The 16,782-nt window shown below is 42.3% G+C and carries 15 protein-coding genes; all 15 read left to right on the forward strand.

Translation table 11 applies throughout. The features are described 5' to 3' along the window. Positions 1-195 precede the first annotated feature (195 nt). The 15 genes from lysS to gltX all read left to right on the forward strand — a co-directional run bounded on the left by lysS (position 196) and on the right by gltX (position 16,731). Positions 196-1,641 carry a lysine--tRNA ligase gene (gene lysS, locus U9Q08_02955; GenBank protein ID MEA3328674.1) on the forward strand — a complete coding sequence of 482 codons (1,446 nt, stop codon included), beginning with the start codon at positions 196-198 and terminating at the stop codon, positions 1,639-1,641. 154 nt (positions 1,642-1,795) lie between these two features. Then, positions 1,796-3,004 carry a lipoprotein-releasing ABC transporter permease subunit gene (locus U9Q08_02960; GenBank protein MEA3328675.1) on the forward strand — a complete coding sequence of 403 codons (1,209 nt, stop codon included), beginning with the start codon at positions 1,796-1,798 and terminating at the stop codon, positions 3,002-3,004. Then, a complete protein-coding gene (locus tag U9Q08_02965) occupies positions 2,997-3,698 on the forward strand; it encodes an ABC transporter ATP-binding protein (protein ID MEA3328676.1) in 702 nt (233 codons plus the stop codon). Before U9Q08_02960 ends, U9Q08_02965 begins: the two co-directional genes overlap by 8 nt. After that, positions 3,689-4,564 carry a branched-chain-amino-acid transaminase gene (ilvE, locus tag U9Q08_02970; protein MEA3328677.1) on the forward strand — a complete coding sequence of 292 codons (876 nt, stop codon included), beginning with the start codon at positions 3,689-3,691 and terminating at the stop codon, positions 4,562-4,564. The genes U9Q08_02965 and ilvE overlap by 10 nt, the downstream gene beginning before the upstream one ends. Positions 4,565-4,726: 162 nt before the next feature. Then, positions 4,727-5,230, forward strand: a complete 504-nt coding sequence (locus U9Q08_02975) for a UvrB/UvrC motif-containing protein (GenBank protein MEA3328678.1) — start codon at positions 4,727-4,729, stop codon at positions 5,228-5,230. Next, entirely contained in the window at positions 5,227-6,279 is a 1,053-nt protein-coding gene (locus U9Q08_02980) for a protein arginine kinase (GenBank protein ID MEA3328679.1), read from the forward strand. Before U9Q08_02975 ends, U9Q08_02980 begins: the two co-directional genes overlap by 4 nt. 14 nt (positions 6,280-6,293) lie before the next feature. Further along, positions 6,294-8,723: an ATP-dependent Clp protease ATP-binding subunit gene (locus U9Q08_02985; GenBank protein ID MEA3328680.1), complete on the forward strand. Its 2,430-nt coding sequence runs from the start codon at positions 6,294-6,296 to the stop codon at positions 8,721-8,723. 10 nt (positions 8,724-8,733) lie between these two features. Next, positions 8,734-10,386: a hypothetical protein gene (locus tag U9Q08_02990; GenBank protein MEA3328681.1), complete on the forward strand. Its 1,653-nt coding sequence runs from the start codon at positions 8,734-8,736 to the stop codon at positions 10,384-10,386. A 2-nt stretch (positions 10,387-10,388) separates the two neighbouring features. Further along, positions 10,389-11,159, forward strand: a complete 771-nt coding sequence (locus U9Q08_02995) for an ABC transporter permease (protein MEA3328682.1) — start codon at positions 10,389-10,391, stop codon at positions 11,157-11,159. Positions 11,160-11,186: 27 nt separating this feature from the next. Then, the gene (locus tag U9Q08_03000; protein ID MEA3328683.1) at positions 11,187-11,954 is read left to right on the forward strand and encodes an ABC transporter ATP-binding protein; all 768 of its coding nucleotides are present in this window, start codon (positions 11,187-11,189) and stop codon (positions 11,952-11,954) included. A 56-nt stretch (positions 11,955-12,010) separates the two neighbouring features. Further along, a complete protein-coding gene (locus U9Q08_03005) occupies positions 12,011-12,760 on the forward strand; it encodes an MlaD family protein (protein ID MEA3328684.1) in 750 nt (249 codons plus the stop codon). A gap of 204 nt (positions 12,761-12,964) precedes the next feature. Further along, a complete protein-coding gene (locus U9Q08_03010; GenBank protein MEA3328685.1) occupies positions 12,965-13,960 on the forward strand; it encodes a TRAM domain-containing protein in 996 nt (331 codons plus the stop codon). 6 nt (positions 13,961-13,966) lie between these two features. Next, positions 13,967-14,683 (forward strand): 2-C-methyl-D-erythritol 4-phosphate cytidylyltransferase, encoded by a 717-nt coding sequence (gene ispD / locus U9Q08_03015; GenBank protein MEA3328686.1) that lies wholly within the window; start codon positions 13,967-13,969, stop codon positions 14,681-14,683. A 6-nt stretch (positions 14,684-14,689) separates the two neighbouring features. Beyond that, on the forward strand, positions 14,690-15,169 hold the full coding sequence (ispF, locus tag U9Q08_03020) for a 2-C-methyl-D-erythritol 2,4-cyclodiphosphate synthase (protein ID MEA3328687.1): 480 nt from the start codon (positions 14,690-14,692) through the stop codon (positions 15,167-15,169). 116 nt (positions 15,170-15,285) lie between these two features. Beyond that, positions 15,286-16,731: a glutamate--tRNA ligase gene (gene gltX / locus U9Q08_03025; GenBank protein ID MEA3328688.1), complete on the forward strand. Its 1,446-nt coding sequence runs from the start codon at positions 15,286-15,288 to the stop codon at positions 16,729-16,731. Positions 16,732-16,782: the final 51 nt, after the last annotated feature.

The following is a 16,782-nucleotide window of genomic DNA, read 5'->3' on the forward strand; positions in this document are numbered from 1 at the left end:
CTGAGATTCTTCGGCCTTCGGCCTCAGAATGACCTTTTTAGCGTTATTATTTTTAATTTCGGTTAAGGTGTGCACTTTTAAAACATAAATCGTCTAAAAACTGTGCACTTTTAATTCGTAGATAACAGGAATTTGCTTTTTCTTGACAAAATCTTAGATATTTTATACAATATAGTGTTTAAAAGGTGATATTTTATGGGAAAAGACAAATTGATGATCGAACGGCTTAATAAGCTGAAAGCAATAACCCGGGCCGGGATTAATCCTTATGGCCAGAGGTATGAAAGGTCGCACCGGATAAATGAGGCCGGCGACCTGTTCAAAGAAGGGCTAAAAGTAAATCTTGCTGGCCGGGTAATAGCGCTGAGAAGCCATGGTAAGACCAAGTTTTTTAATATCGAGGACCAGACAGGGAAAATCCAGGCCTATATTAATATCAATGAAATAGGAACGAAGAAGTTTAATTTTTTTAATAATATAGATATGGGGGATTTTGTCGGTATTGAAGGCACACTTTTTAAAACCAGAACCGGTGAAATAACCGTGAATGTCAGCCAGCTTACTGTGCTTAGCAAAGCCATCAGGCCTTTACCTGAAAAGTGGCATGGGTTAAAAGATGTAGAAACCAGGTATCGTCAGCGCTATTTGGACCTGGTGGTAAATAAAGATGTAAAAAAGGTTTTTTTAATCCGCAGCCAGATAATAAGTGAGGTTAGAAATTTTCTTAATCAGCGTCAGTACCTGGAGGTCGAGACTCCAATGATGCAGCATATTCCCGGCGGGGCCAGCGGCAAGCCTTTCAAGACTCACCATAATGTCTTGGATGTCGATCTCTATCTCAGGATAGCGCCGGAGTTATATTTAAAAAGATTGATCGTAGGCGGATTTGAAAAAATTTACGAAGTCAATAAGTCATTTCGTAATGAAGGAATTTCTACCAGGCATAATCCGGAGTTTACCATGCTCGAGGTTTATCAGGCCTATGCCGATTATCAAGACATGATGGACCTGACCCGGGACTTGATTACTTTTGTAGCTAAAAAGGTATTAGGGAAAGTAAAATTTGATTTTCAGGGCACAACCATAGACCTGTCTAATTGGAAAAAGAAATCTTTTGCGGAATTAATGAAAGAAAAATTTGATATAGGACCCGAGGAAAACGTTAAGCAATTAACCGGCAAGCTGGCAAAGCGCGGAGTTGATATTAAAGCCGGGGTTGTCAGCAGGACTCAGATCTTAAAGACAATAGCTGAACTTATTGAGCCCCAGACAAAAGGTGCGCCGACATTTATTGTCGATTTATTTACCGAACTTTGTCCTTTGGCCAAAAAAAAACCGGATAATCCCCTGCTTACAGAGCGGTTTGAGTTGTTTATTGCCGGGCTTGAGGTAGCTAATGCCTATTCAGAGTTAAACGATCCTATTGAACAGAGGCAGAGATTTGAGCAGCAGCGGGGCGTTGAGGACGCTGCCGGAGAAATAGATAAAGATTTTTTGAGGGCGTTAGAATATGGAATGCCTCCTACCGGAGGCCTGGGGATAGGGATTGATAGGTTGGTCATGCTGCTTACAAATTCAGCGTCAATCAGAGATGTTATTCTGTTCCCGCAACTAAAACCGGAAAAATTGCTAAACTGCTAAATTGATAAATGGCTAAACTGTTAAACTGTTAAATTGTTAAATCTAAAAAAATATTTTAACGTAACTTATTGTAAAAAAATGCGTTTTAAAATTCAGGATACAAATCCTCAGTTTAACCATTTAACCATTTAGCCATTTAACCATTTATTTTAAAATGCGCTGTGAGCTATTTATCGGCTGGAGGTATTTTTTAGCCAAGAGGAGAGAGGCTTTTATTTCTCTGGTCAGCCTGATATCTATTCTTGGGGTAGGAATAGGGGTTGCTGCGCTGATTACGGTATTGGCTGTTATGACCGGATTCGGCAACGAGATAACCAGAAAAATTATCGGCATTAACTCCCATTTGATCGTAGAAAATCCGGGAGGCATAGATAATCCGGGAGAGGTCATATCCAGGGCCGAAAAAGTAAAGCATGTATTGGCTGCTTCGCCGTTTATCACCGGCCAGGTGATGATCCAGGCTAATGGCAGTTCTATTGGTGCAGCGGTAAGGGGGATAAATCCTCAAAAAGAAAGAAGAGTCAGCAAAATAACCGATTACCTGGTAAAAGGTAAGTTAGATTTTGGAAACAAAACAGGTATAATAGTAGGTAAAGAACTAGCGGCTAGGCTGAACCTGGGCATTGAAGATACCTGCTTGGTCATTTCTCCGGTAGGAGGCAAAAAATACGAGCTCACGGTCCAGGCTGTATTTGATTCCGGAATGTATGAATATGATTCTTTTCTGGCTTTTATTTCTCTCCCAAAGGCCCGGCAGCTTTTCGGCATTCCCGGCTTAATAAGCGGAGTGGGAGTGAAGATAGACGATATTCACCGGACAGATAAAGTAAAAAGAACGCTTCAACAAGAGCTTGGTTTTCCATACTGGGTAAGTTCATGGAAGGATCTGAACAGAAACCTGTTTAGCGCTTTAAAATTAGAGAAAAGGGTAATGTTTATAATCCTGGTTTTGATTATTCTGGTAGCTGCCTTTAATATAGCCAGCACTCTGATCATGGTAGTGATGGAGAAGACCAAAGATATAGGCATTTTGAAATCTTTAGGCTTGAACTCCCGGGGGATAATGGCTATATTCAGCTTTGAAGGATTAATGGTCGGGTTGCTGGGGACAACCATTGGGTTGGCCGGCGGGTTGATTTTAACCAGATCGTTAAATAAAATTATGGGTTTTTTAGAAACAGTGATCGGGATAGATGTATTTCCAGCCAGCGTTTATTATTTTGACAGGATACCAATCAGCATAAATGCAGGCGATATTGCAGTAATAGCGCTGAGCGCTATAGTCATTAGCCTGCTGGCCAGTGTTTATCCTTCCTGGCAGGCAGCCAGGCTTGACGTGATAGAGGCGTTGAGATATGAATAACGTCGTGGTCTTTGCTCAAAATCTTCACAAGAGCTATCACAACGGAACACGCAGGCTTGATGTTTTAAAAGGAATAAACTTAACCATAGAAAAAGGAGGCCTTCAGGTTATCGTCGGGCCTTCCGGAGCAGGGAAGTCCACATTACTACACATTTTAGGAGGACTGGACAGGCCTGCTTCAGGCAGTGTTTTTTTAAACAATACTGAAATTTACAAGGTCAGCGATTCTCAAAGAGCCAGGCTTAGAAACGAACAAATAGGATTCATATTTCAATTTTACCATTTACTCAGTGAATTTACCGCCCTGGAGAATGTGATGTTACCGGGCTTGATAAAATTAAGCGGTCCAAAGGGTAAAAAGTCAAAAGTCAGAGAAAAGGCCGCTGATTTGTTAAAACTGATCGGTTTGGAACACAGGGTAACTCATAAGCCCTGCCAGCTTTCCGGCGGAGAACAGCAGCGGGTAGCAATTGCCCGGGCGTTGATTAATGATCCTGATGTAGTTTTCTGTGATGAGCCGACTGGAAATTTAGATTCTGAAAATGGAGGTATGATCTACGATCTAATCAGGCGCTTAAATAGAGACAAAGGACAGACGTTTATTGTAGTTACCCATCAAGGAGAGATAGCCAGGAACGCAGGCAAGGTTTATAAGATGAAAGACGGACAATTGTGGGAGGATTTATGGGTTTAAAAGTTTATATCAATGGCAAATTGACCGATAAAAAGCAGGCTAAGATATCGGTCTTTGACCACGGCCTGCTATATGGTGACGGTGTATTTGAAGGAATCAGGTCCTATAACCGGCTGATTTTTAAGTTAAAAGAGCATATTGACAGGCTTTTTGATTCCAGCAAGAGCATAATGTTAAAAATCCCTTTAACAAAGCAAGAGATGATAAAGGCGGTAATTAATACGCTGAGAACAAATAAGTTGAGCGATGCCTATATCCGGATAGTGGTTACCCGGGGAGAAGGCGATTTGGGATTAGACCCCCGTAAGTGCAAAGGCCGTGAAACAGTGATCATTATAACTGATAAAGTTACTCTTTATCCTGAGAAGCTCTATAAAAAAGGGCTAAAGATCGTAACCGTGCCTACGGTACGTAATCTTCCCGAAGCGGTTAATCCCCAGATTAAGTCGTTAAACTACTTAAATAATATTCTGGCAAAGATCGAAGCGATAAATTGTGGTTATCAGGAAGCGATAATGCTTGATTCTATGGGTTATGTAGCTGAATGCACCGGCGATAACATTTTTATTGTAGAAAAAGATGAGCTTTTTACTCCGCCCCAGTGCATGGGCACTTTGCGGGGGGTTACCCGGGATAGTGTGTTAGGAATAGCCAATAGATTTAATATCCCGAACCATGAGCATGTTCTGACCAGGCACGAACTGTATATTTCCGATGAGGCTTTTTTGACCGGGACTGCGGCTGAAATTATTCCGGTGGTTGAAATAGACGGCCGGGTTATCGGAAAAGGAAAACCGGGTAAGCTAACCGCAAGATTAATAAAAGAGTTCAGAAAGTTGACTGAAACCGAAGGGGTAAAATACTAAATAGAAATAGGAAGAGTCTCTAAAGGAAGAATTTCATAGAAATTAATGGAAATTGGAAGAATTTCAAAGAAGAGTCTCATAGAAATAGATTGTCAAATCAGACGATGAAATTTCCATATATTTCACGAGCGTAAGCAAGTAGATTTTAGGGGGTATAAATAAATGCTGTGTGACATATGCGGCAAGAAAGAGGCAAGTGTTCACATTACAGAGATAATAGACAATAAGATGACCGAGCTTCATCTTTGCGAAGAGTGCGCGCATAAAAAAGAAGCATCTATAGAACATCCTTTTTCTTTGGCAGATCTCCTGGGAGGATTGACCGACCTGGATGCTATCCTTGAACCGACAAAAGTGGCTCAAAAAAAATGCCCCGGTTGCGGTTTGGGTTACAGTGATTTTAAAAAAATGGGCCGGTTTGGCTGCAGCCAGTGTTATCAAACCTTTAAAGAGGCACTGGAACCTCTTTTAAAAAGGATCCACGGCTCTAACCACCATCTTGGCAAATTTCCTGTAAAACGGGTCAAAAAAGCCAAAGCTCAACTTGAACTTGATAATTTACGCGCAGAGTTACAGAAGGCCATTCAACTTGAAGAATACGAAGAAGCAATAAAACTGCGTGACCAAATTAGGGATTTGGAAAAAGGGAGAAAAAACAAACGGTGAAATTAGATGACCTGCTTTATCAAAATAGCGAATGGTTAAGAGGAACAGGCCCCCGGTCCGGCATAGTGATGAGTTCGCGAATAAGGCTTGCCAGGAATGTGGATGGCCTGCCGTTTTCTCACTGGGCGGATAAAAAGAAAGAGGAAGAAATATTGTCTTTGATCGAACCAGCTGTCCGTTCCTCAAGGTATTTAAAAAAGATGCTTTTTTTAAGGTTAGATAAGCTATCGGACATGGATAAGCAATTTCTTTTGGAACGGCATCTTGTCAGCCGTGAACATGCCGAAGGTAAAAATCATAAAGCGGTAGTTATCAGCAAACAAGAGGTGGTAAGTATTATGGTCAACGAGGAAGATCACTTGCGCATCCAGGTTTTACAATCCGGGTTTAATTTATTAGAAGCTTGGAGATTGACAGCCAAAATAGACCGGGAACTGGAGACGAAGCTTAATTTCGCTTTTGACCACAGATGGGGCTACCTTACTGCTTGTCCGACTAATGTAGGCACGGGCCTTAGGGCTTCGGTAATGCTCCACCTGCCTGCGCTGGTAATGACTAAACAAATAAACAAGGTCCTGCAGGCCCTGGATAAATTGAGCGTAGCTGCCCGGGGGTTGTATGGAGAAGGCACAGAAGCATCCGGAAACCTGTTTCAGTTTTCAAATCAGATTACCCTTGGCCACAGCGAAGAAGAACTGCTTGATAACGTAGAGCGGGTTGTAAGACAAATCGTGGCTTATGAGAATGAAGCGCGTAGAACAGTTATGAGCCGGAATAAAGAAAGGGTTTCCGACCGTATCTGGCGTTCCTATGGCACGCTAAAAAGCGCCCATCTTATTTCCAGCTCTGAGACCATCGGGTTGTTGTCAATGATCAGGCTGGGCGTAGATATAGGTTTGCTGAAGAGTCTGGACAAGGCCCAAGTGAACAGGCTTTTTATTCTTTCCCAGCCAGCTCATTTGCAAAAGATAGAAGGAAAGGTTTTGACACCGATGCAGAGAGATATTAAAAGGGCGGATTTACTCAGGAGAGAGTTAGGAGAAAAATAGAGGAGGACTCGGGCATGTTTAATAGATTTACAGAACGGGCCAGAAAAATTATTATTTTGGCCAAGGAAGAAGCGAGACGCTTCAATCACGATTATATCGGCACTGAACATATTTTGTTAGGGCTGATTAAAGAAGGTGAAGGTGTAGCTGCGGCAGTGCTGCAGAATTTGGGCCTGAACCTGCAGACTCTTCGGTTGGGAGTGGAAAAGTTAGTTCAACCCGGCCCCAGCACCATAGTTTCCGGAGATATCCCTTTTACCCCAAAGGCAAAGAGGGCCCTAGAATTGGCTATGGATGAGGCAAGGAGACTGGGCCATAATTATATTGGAACAGAACATCTCTTGTTAGGGCTGATTAAAGAAGGTGAAGGTGTGGCCAGCCATATCCTGCTTAATCAAGGGCTTGATTTAGATAAGGTGCGTCAGGAAATAATGAGGCTTCTAGGCTCGGCTACTCCCAAGGCGAATATGGCTGCTCCCGGCGGGCCGGCTGAGACAAAAACCAAAACACCGGTCCTGGATGTTTTTGGAAGAGATCTGACAAAATTGGCTCAAGAGGGAAAGCTGGATCCGGTTATTGGCAGAGCCGAAGAGATCGAAAGGATAACTCAGATCCTGAGCAGAAGAAAAAAGAATAATCCTGTGCTTTTGGGAGAGGCGGGTGTTGGCAAGACAGCGATTGTTGAGGGCTTGGCTGAAAAGATAATGTCCGGTAATGTTCCTGAGGTGTTGAGGGAGAAAAGATTAATTATCCTGGATCTGGCTTTAATGGTGGCCGGAACAAAATATCGCGGGCAGTTTGAAGAAAGAATTAAAGCAGCTATGGATGAGATAAGACAGAACGAAAATATCATTATTTTTATTGATGAACTTCACACTTTAGTAGGTGCCGGTGGCGCTGAAGGCGCTATCGATGCCTCTAATATATTAAAGCCGGCCCTGTCCAGAGGCGAAATACAGTGTATTGGAGCGACTACTTTAAACGAATACCGTAAACATATTGAAAAGGACGCTGCCCTGGAAAGAAGGTTTCAGATTATCACGGTTAACCCGCCGATAGTCGAGGAGACTATAGAAATTTTAAAAGGCCTGCGGGATAAATATGAAGCTCATCATCGGGTTAAGATAACTGACAAAGCCTTAGAGGCAGCGGCCAGGTTGTCGGACCGTTATATTAGCGGAAGGCATCTTCCCGATAAGGCGATAGATTTAATAGATGAGGCAGGGGCTAAAGCCAGGCTTTCGGTTACAACTGCTCCCTCGGACCTGAAGAAATTAGAGAAGGATATCCAGGAAGCCGGAAAAGAAAAAGAAGCAGCGGTTAAGGCCCAGGATTTTGAAAAGGCAGCCAGTCTGCGCGACAAAGAAAGAAAAGCAAAGGAGCAGTTAAGCAAGGCGAAAAAAAATTGGAAAGAAAGCAAGATAGAAATGGAAATCGAGGTCACGGAATCCGATATAGCCGAGATCGTTGCTAAATGGACAGGTGTTCCAATAACCACCCTTAAGGAAAAAGAAAGCAAGAGGTTGCTTAAGATGGAAGAAGAAATTCATAAAAGGGTTGTGGGCCAGAATGAGGCTGTCAGCGCCATTGCCCGGGCAGTCAGACGTTCTCGCGCCGGGTTGAAGGATGCAAAACGGCCTATCGGAAGTTTTGTTTTTATGGGGCCTACCGGCGTAGGAAAGACACTTTTAGCCCGGTCCCTGGCTAAATTTATGTTCGGCAATGAAGATGCCATAGTACAGTTGGATATGTCGGAATATATGGAGAAATTTAATATTTCCAGGCTGGTGGGTGCTCCACCGGGTTATGTGGGTTATGAAGAAGGAGGACAACTTACTGAAAAGATAAGAAGAAGGCCTTATTCGGTGATATTGCTTGATGAGATAGAGAAGGCACATCCGGATGTATTTAATATTCTTCTCCAGGTACTGGAAGACGGCAGGCTTACCGACAGTTTTGGCCGAAAAGTTGATTTTAGAAGTACCATCATAATAATGACCTCTAATCTCGGAGCAGAGATGTTAAAAAAACAGGGGGCATTAGGATTTTCTCCGCAAAAAGAAGAAGTTACCTATAAGGCCATGAAGGAGAAATTAGTAGATGAGGCTAAAAGGGTTTTTCGACCGGAATTTTTAAACAGAATAGACGACACGATAGTCTTTCACCAGCTTACCAAAAAAGATCTGAACGAAATAGTGAATATAGAATTAGAGGATGTTAAGGAGCGTTTAAGCGAACAGTCGGTTTCAATAGAGCTGAGCCTTCAAGCCAAAGATTTTTTAGTTGAAAAAGGGTTTAATCCTGTTCTCGGCGCCAGGCCGTTAAGGAGGGTTATTCAGAATTTTATTGAAGACCCTCTGTCTGAACAGATGCTGAAAGGCGGACTTAAAAAGAGCGGCGTGATAAAGGTTTTGCTCGAAAAAGACCACTTGACATTTAAATAAACAGGTTTAAATGAGAAAACTACTGTTGGCAGTTATTTTTCTTATTCTCCTGGCCTATTTGATTGTGGATCTCGGCGCCAATGTTAACATAGACAAGGAGTTCAAGCTGTATATAGTTAACAGAATAAGCCGGATATTGAACATGGAGGTCTCGGCAAAAAAAGTTAGATTTGGCCTGGTCAATAATCTAATTATTGATAATGTCTGTGTCCGCCGCAAGAGTTCCCGGTTTGCATTTTCGGCAGGATTTGACAAAGTAATTATAAGATATAAACTCTGGGATATGGTCTTGAGGAAATTCGATTCTCCGCAGATAGTTATAATTAGCAAAGGCAAATTACGCTGGCGTGATGAAATTACCGGGGTAGCGGTTGAAAAAGAAAATGTTTACGGAACAGTCAGGTTTTCCGATGTTGCCAATTATAAAGTCGAGCTTAGATCCGGTCAGTCTTATTTATACGGCAGGATAGATCCCCCAAACGACGCGTTTAATTTAAGCTTGAGCTTTTCTCAGGGCATAGAAGAAGAGGACGATTTTTTATTAACCGTAGACGGACAGCTTGCTAAACAGATTTCTAAGCCCCTTGATTGTAACTTGCTTATCAACGCAGAGAGCAGATGCCTCAGGGTCGCATTTAATCTTAAAGGAGGATTGGAGAAGTCTTGGTTGGAGGGTAATTTCAATTTTTTGGACCGTATGACCGTGCCTTTTAAAGGAAAATTATCAATTGGCCAAACAATAACTTTCTTACTTGGTGACGGCTCCGAAGACCCTAAGTTGGTTTTGTCGGGTAAATTTTTAAAACCGGATTTTGAAATAGACCTAAAGCTAAATCACATTAATTTCAAAACGCTGGATGTAGTGAGCGAGTTTAATTTATCGGGCAAGCTGAAAACGGCAGAACGGTCGTTTATTATTACAGAAGGCAGGATAAATAGTCAAAATTTGATTTTAGACTACAAACCGTTTCAAGAGCTGGATTGCTGCTATCGGGTGCAGTCGGATGTCCTGGAGGTGTTGTCTTTAAGTTTTGGGGAAAATTTAGCTCTTTCCGGACGTGTCTCGCTGAAATTCCCATATATTATTGACCTTAGGTTAACGGTAGCAGCCGAAAATTTAGATGAGCTAAGCCCGTTTATTTGTCCAGACAGAAATGTTTTTACCGCCAGAAAGGTAAAGGCTGATTTCAGATTACTGGGTCCGTTGAGCAACCCTGAAGTGAAAGGCCGTTTTGAATCAAAGAAGGGTTTTTTAATAAAATTGGGGAATTATGAATCAATAAATGTGAATCTGAACGGCAACGCTAAATTTCTGGCGATCGATGAGTCAAGGATTTACAAACAGGAAGGATCGTTCATTATGGGCGGGGAGATTAATTTTGAAAAAGAAAATATATTGGAAGGTGTAACAGTGATGGCTGAAAGCGGTGCCCTGGTCTGGAGCGGGTGGGAGGTAACCAGAAAGTGGCAAAGCGATCAAATCCAATTGGGTAAGAATATCGGCGAAGACTTTCGAATTAATTTTAAAACGTATATTAACGAAGAAAGGCAGTTTGACAACCAGCTGGAGCTGGAATATATATTAAGCGATAAAAAAAGCCTCAAGATGCAGATGAAAGAAGATGAAAATTTTTTAGGCCTGGAGCATAAGTTTAAATTTTAACTATGATAAAAAAATACTGGCATAAAGTCTTACTTTTTATTGGTTCTGTGGGCGGCCTGACTTTTTTATGTTATCGGGCGATATACTGGGCGTTTATCCCGCCGTTAAGAAAAAAAGAAATTGTTGACCAGATGAGCAAAATAGGGGTTATGAGCCTGCCGATCGTTTCTTTAACCGCTATGTTTACCGGTATGGTCCTGGCTTTACAGTCTGTCTATTCCCTGCGCCAGTTTCAGGCGCAGATGTATGTTTCCGGGTTGGTGGCCGTGTCTATGGCTAGAGAGTTAGGCCCGGTCCTTACTGCCCTGGCTGTTGCCGGCAGGGTAGGCGCTTCGATCACGGCCGAATTAGGCACCATGAAGGTTACTGAACAGATCGATGCCCTCCAGACATTAGCTACTAATCCTACCAAGTACCTGGTTACGCCCAGACTGCTGGCCGGCCTGATAATGCTGCCGGTCCTTACTCTCTATGCCGATATTGTCGGGATGGCCGGGGGGTATATAGTAAGCGTAATGAAATTGGGAATTAATTCTCGTATGTATATTAATATGACCTGGGATACGCTGATTTTTAAAGACGTATATACAGGATTGATAAAGTCGGTGTTTTTCGGGATTATCATTACAATTGTAGGCTGTTATCAAGGTTTTAATACCAGCGGAGGAGCTGAAGGCGTGGGCCGGGCTACTACCACCTCGGTAGTTACCTCGTTCATTATGATTATCGCGGCAGACTGTTTGTTCACAGCGCTGTTTTATTTTGTATTTTAAAACACAGATAAAAAGAGTAGCGGGTAGATGATAGAGATAAAGAACTTAACTAAAAGCCTTCAGGGCCATAAGGTGCTGGATCGCCTTAATCTTACCGTTCAGACCGGTGAGACCATGGTTATTATTGGCAGAAGCGGTGTGGGTAAGAGCGTGTTGTTGAAGCATATAATCGGAATATTAAAGCCGGACTCCGGCCAGATCCTGATCGACGGTCAGGATATAACTACATTAGAAGGCAGAGAACTGAATAAAATAAGACTGAAGTTTGGGATGTTATTTCAAGGAGCAGCCCTTTTTGATTCATTAACCGTAGGAGAGAATGTAGGATTCCCGTTAGTCGAACACACTCTTCAGGGTGAAGAAAAAATAAACGAGCGTATCAAACAGTCACTTGAGCTTGTAGGATTGGTGGGCATAGAAGATTTAAAGCCCGCCGAGTTAAGCGGGGGGATGAAAAAAAGGGTGGGGCTTGCCAGGGCTATTTCGATGAGGCCTTCGATCGTTCTTTATGATGAACCTACCACTGGTATTGACCCAATTATGGGCGATGCCATAAATGAATTGATCTTAGAGTTACATGATAAATTAAAGGTTACTTCTATAGCAGTAACCCATGACATGACCAGCGCTTATAAAATAGCTGACAGGATAGCCATGCTCTATCAGGGTGAGATTATAATGGCTGGAACGCCCCAGGAGATAAAGAATACCAATAGTCCGGTGGTTCACCAATTTGTTACCGGAGAAGCTTGGGGGCCTATTACGCGGGATAGGCCGCTTAATAAACATATTTAATTGTGTTATAGTTAAAAAATAATTGAATTTACCAATTACCAAAACGGGGTAAAATAATGGATAAAAAAAGATTGGAGTTAAAAGTAGGTATTTTTGTAAGCATTGCAATAATCCTTTTTACAATGGTGGTTTTTTCAATAAATGACATTAATGTTTTTCTGAAAAAAGGATATGAAATTAAAACAATATTTGGTTTTGTTAATGGAATTGAAGTTGCTGCGCCGGTAAGGCTGGCCGGAGTAACGGTTGGCGAGGTTAAAGAGGTCAAGAGATTTTATGACCGAGAATTGGCAAAGGACCAGGTGGAGGTCTTAATCTGGCTGCGAAGCGATGTTAAAATTAAAAGGGATGCGGAGATCTATATCAATATGCTGGGGATGCTTGGCGAAAAGTATATTGAAATTTTCTCTTCGGGAAGCGAGCAAGCAGGATTATTAAAAAACGGAGATGAGATCATCGGATACGACCCTATTCCGATAGAGAGGTTGGCCAGGATAAACGAGGAGAATTTAGTGGCTCTCCATGGGCTTCTTACCGGTTCTGAGACCAAAAGATCTCTAAAAGAGATTTTGAGCAACACTAAACAGATTACTGAAAACTTAAAGGAGATAACCGACAGAATAAATAAAGGCGAGGGGACTCTGGGCAGGTTAGTCAACGATGACAGATTATACCGGAATTTAGAGGACTTCTCCAAAGACATAAAAGCTCACCCCTGGAAATTACTGATTAAACAAAAAACCAAAACAACCGACGATACTAAAAAGAAAAGCACTATACGTAAAAAGAGAAGAATATTAAGGTAGAGTTTCACGAAACTGAAGGTATAGAAACTCGTTTGTCGTTGTCGAAGCTGGTATCGAAACCGGAAGCTGGGTGTGGAAGCTGGATAAAAAATGCGGGTTTCGGGTTTCCAAAACGGGCATCGATATGAACGTCGATAACGTTGAAAGAGATATTGTAAGTTTTCTGAAAGGCGCGAAATTATACTAAAAGGAGGTGGTCAAGAAATGGTAATAGGTATTGTTCGTCTTTTTTTTGTCGCTTTATGTATGCTGTTTGGCTATCGGTTAAGTACTCAATTCATCGGGCTGGACGAAGTTTTAAAATTAGCAGGGGCAGCAGCGGGGTTGGTCGTAGCCGTAGTAATAATAACCGTTGATCTAATACTAAAAAAAACATCGGTAAAAAGCCTGTCCTGCATTATGATCGGTTTATTTTTTGGATTGATAATGGCAAATTTAATTATGACGTTATTTGCCTTAATTCCCTTCTCTGATATAGTCAGGACCGGAGTTCACTTAGGCATGGCTCTTAGTTTGTCTTATCTGGGAGTAATTGTTGCCCTGCACAACCAGGATGAATTTAATTTAATCATTCCTTATGTTAAGTTTAGCCGGCAGAATCACCGGGAGGGACTTATTATTCTGGATACCAGCGTGATCATTGATGGCCGGATTGCCGATATATGTGAAACCAGGTTTGTTGAAGGCAAATTTATCATCCCCAGGTTTGTCTTAAAAGAGCTTCAGGCTATTGCTGATTCTTCCGACGGGTTAAAGCGGAATCGCGGGCGCCGGGGGCTGGATGTTTTAAATAAGATCCAGAAAAATACCAATATAGATGTTAAGATCCATGAGACAGACTTGCCCGAGATTTCAGAAGTTGACGGAAAATTGGTTAAGCTGGCCATGATCTTAAATGCCCGGATCTTTACCAATGATTATAACCTGAATAAAGTTGCCGAGATACAAGGGGTACCCACTTTAAATATAAATGAACTGGCCAATGCCCTTAAACCGATAGTGCTGCCAGGAGAAGTGATGGAGGCTAAAATTATTAGAGAAGGCAAGGAGCATGGCCAGGGGGTAGCCTATTTAAATGACGGGACTATGGTAGTGGTGGATAACGCTAGGTCTAAGATAGGGCAAGTTCAGAAGGTGGTTGTAACCAGCGTCCTGCAGACCCAGGCGGGCAGGATGATTTTTGCTAAACTGGAGGCATAGCTTTAGTTGATAGAAATTTCAGCAATAGTTCCAGCAGCAGGTAAAGGCGAGAGAATGGCTGGAAAAAAAGCTAAGCCATATCTGATACTGGTTGACAAGCCGATATTAGCCCATACCTTGTTGTCCCTGGAAAAAATTCATGAAATTAAAGAGATCATAGTCGTTGTATCCAGCGCTAATAAGGTTGTCTGCCGAAGACAAATAATAAATAAATACAGTCTGAAAAAGGTTAAAAAAATTGTAACAGGCGGCAGCAGCCGGACTCAGTCGGTTTATCGGGGCTTAGAAGAACTGGATCCTGGTTGTGATCTGGTCTTGATCCATGACGGCATTCGGCCGTTTGTAACCAGCGATATAATCAGGAAGGTTGCCTGGAAAGCCGTTGACTGCGGAGCAGCTCTCAGCGCGGTGCCGGTAATATCTACCGTCAAAAAAGCGGATCAGAGACTGGTTGTGGATCGCACGCTTATTCGTAATCGGCTTTGGTTAGCCCAAACCCCCCAGGTTTTTAGAAGGGATTTAATTCAACGAGCCTATTGCCTGGCTCATAAGAGTAAAAAGATAAGCTGGGATGATGCCGGTTTAGTAGAAGCTATGGGCCATCCGGTTAAGTTAGTAAAGGGAGAAGCGGATAATATAAAAATTACCACTCCCCGGGATCTGCTGCTGGCAGAGCTGATACTGAGACAGAAGGCAGAAGGCAGAAGACAGAAGAAGGAGTGAGAAGGTATGCGGGTTGGTATTGGCTATGATATTCACCGCTTAGTTGAGGGAAGAAAGCTGATTTTGGGCGGCATCGAGATTCCTCATATAAAGGGGTTGGATGGTTATTCAGATGGAGATATACTGCTGCACGCTGTTTGTGACGCTATTCTTGGCGCTCTTGGCCAGGGAGATATCGGCCGGCATTTCCCTTCCAGCCAGGCGGCCTACAAAGATATTTCGAGTATAAAACTATTAAAGCGTGTTTTGGATATTATGACTCAAAAGAAATTTCAAATCGAAAATATAGATACTATAGTAATTGCTGAACAGCCCCGCCTTTTGCCATTCAGGGAAAGAATAGAGATAGAAATTTCCCGGATTTTAGAATTAGATAAATATCAGGTAAATGTCAAGTTTAAGACAAATGAAAGCATGGATTCTATTGGCAGAAAAGAATCTATCGCTGGTTACGCCGTGGTCTGCCTTAAAGAACAACCAGAGTAAACCGCTAAATTGCTAAATGGCTGAATTGTTATATTAATAGTACAAAGCATCTCATAATTCAACAGTTTGGCAATTTAACAATTTAACAATTCAACAGTTTAACAATTTAAAAGATTATGGTTAGGGTCAGGTTTGCTCCATCTCCAACAGGATATTTGCATATCGGCAATGCCCGGACAGCGCTTTTCAACTGGCTTTTTGCCAGAAAGCACAAGAAAGGCGCTTTTATTTTAAGGATTGAGGATACAGATATAACCAGGTCAAAAGAAAGATATATCCAGCAGATTATTTCGGATTTAAGATGGTTAAAATTAGATTGGGACGAAGGGCCGGATATCGGAGGAAAATTTGGCCCCTATAAACAATCCGACCGTTTAAAGTTTTATAGAAAGTTTGCCGAAAGCCTGATCAGAAAAGGAAAGGCCTACTGGTGTTATTGCAGCGAGGAGTCTTTGAGCGGCAGAAGGAAAGAGGCCTTAAAGCACGGCCGTCCTCCGCGATACGATAATCGATGCCGGAATTTAAGACCAGAGCAGATAGCTGATTTTAAAGCTAAGTCTATAAAACCATGCTTGAGATTTAGGGTTCCTGATCAGATTCTCGTTTTTGATGATTTAATCAGAGGAAGGGTTAGTTTCGATTTGAGCCTATTAGGTGATTTTGTCATTTTGAAATCTGACCTGAAGCCTGCTTTTAATTTTGCCGTAACGCTTGACGATATACTTATGAAAATAACTCATGTAATCCGCGGAGAAGATCATCTTTCAAATACCCCTTCGCATCTCCTTTTATTTGATGCCTTGGGCAGTAATGCCCCTAAGTTCGGGCATATATCTATGACCCTGGGGCCTGGCGGCGGCAGATTAAGCAAGCGGGAACAAGCGGTTTCAATATCAGAATATCGCCGTTTAGGGTATCTACCTGAGGCGGTTGTGAATTATCTGGCGCTGTTAGGATGGGCTCCTTCCGAAGACAGGCAGATCCTTTCACGGCAGGAGCTGATAAAGGAGTTTGACATATCGGGCATGACCAAGGCCGGTGCTATCTTTGATCAAAAGAAGCTTGATTGGTTGGGAGGAGTATATATCAGGAAGATAGAGCTGGATAGGCTGACTTCTCTGGGGATGGCCTATTTAAAAGATAGCGGCCTTCTCGAAGGTTCAATTAGCGAAAAAAAATATGACTGGCTGAAAGAAATTGTAAAGGCAGTGCGCGACCACCTATCCCACATTTCGGAAATTGTAGATTATGCCGGTATATTCTTTAAGGAAGGCATAGAAATTAAAAAGGATGAGGCTGATCTTATTACAAATGCCCGTTCCCGGGAGGTCCTGGCCGGTGCAATAGACGTTTTAAGGAAAATGAACGGCTTGACTAAGGATAATTTTAAAAGTTTTGTTAAGATGCTGGGACAAAAATCTAACGCTGGCGGAAAAGATCTTTATTTACCCTTGAGAATAGCTATTACCGGTAAACCCCACGGCCCGGAGCTGAATCTGGTTTTGCCTGTTCTTGGCCGGGAGAAATGCATTAAAAGGATAAAAAAGGCGCAAGAGCTATGAGCTTTGAGCTATGGGCTATGGGCTATGAGCTTTTAGCTCAAAACCCATAGC

It is taken from the genome of Candidatus Omnitrophota bacterium (assembly GCA_034717435.1).
Classification (GTDB): Bacteria; Omnitrophota; JAUWXU01; order JAUWXU01; family JAUWXU01; genus JAYELI01.

Bases quoted from the DNA above. Each gene is read 5' to 3' on its own strand.
- U9Q08_02985 (MEA3328680.1), top strand. From the start codon at position 6,294: ATGTTTAATAGATTTACAGAACGGGCCAGAAAAATTATTATTTTGGCC.
- U9Q08_02990 (MEA3328681.1), top strand. From the start codon at position 8,734: ATGAGAAAACTACTGTTGGCAGTTATTTTTCTTATTCTCCTGGCCTAT.
- lysS (MEA3328674.1), top strand. From the start codon at position 196: ATGGGAAAAGACAAATTGATGATCGAACGGCTTAATAAGCTGAAAGCA.
- U9Q08_02960 (MEA3328675.1), top strand. From the start codon at position 1,796: ATGCGCTGTGAGCTATTTATCGGCTGGAGGTATTTTTTAGCCAAGAGG.
- U9Q08_03000 (MEA3328683.1), top strand. From the start codon at position 11,187: ATGATAGAGATAAAGAACTTAACTAAAAGCCTTCAGGGCCATAAGGTG.
- U9Q08_03005 (MEA3328684.1), top strand. From the start codon at position 12,011: ATGGATAAAAAAAGATTGGAGTTAAAAGTAGGTATTTTTGTAAGCATT.
- ilvE (MEA3328677.1), top strand. From the start codon at position 3,689: ATGGGTTTAAAAGTTTATATCAATGGCAAATTGACCGATAAAAAGCAG.
- U9Q08_02995 (MEA3328682.1), top strand. From the start codon at position 10,389: ATGATAAAAAAATACTGGCATAAAGTCTTACTTTTTATTGGTTCTGTG.
- U9Q08_02965 (MEA3328676.1), top strand. From the start codon at position 2,997: ATGAATAACGTCGTGGTCTTTGCTCAAAATCTTCACAAGAGCTATCAC.
- U9Q08_02975 (MEA3328678.1), top strand. From the start codon at position 4,727: ATGCTGTGTGACATATGCGGCAAGAAAGAGGCAAGTGTTCACATTACA.
- U9Q08_03010 (MEA3328685.1), top strand. From the start codon at position 12,965: ATGGTAATAGGTATTGTTCGTCTTTTTTTTGTCGCTTTATGTATGCTG.
- ispF (MEA3328687.1), top strand. From the start codon at position 14,690: ATGCGGGTTGGTATTGGCTATGATATTCACCGCTTAGTTGAGGGAAGA.
- gltX (MEA3328688.1), top strand. From the start codon at position 15,286: ATGGTTAGGGTCAGGTTTGCTCCATCTCCAACAGGATATTTGCATATC.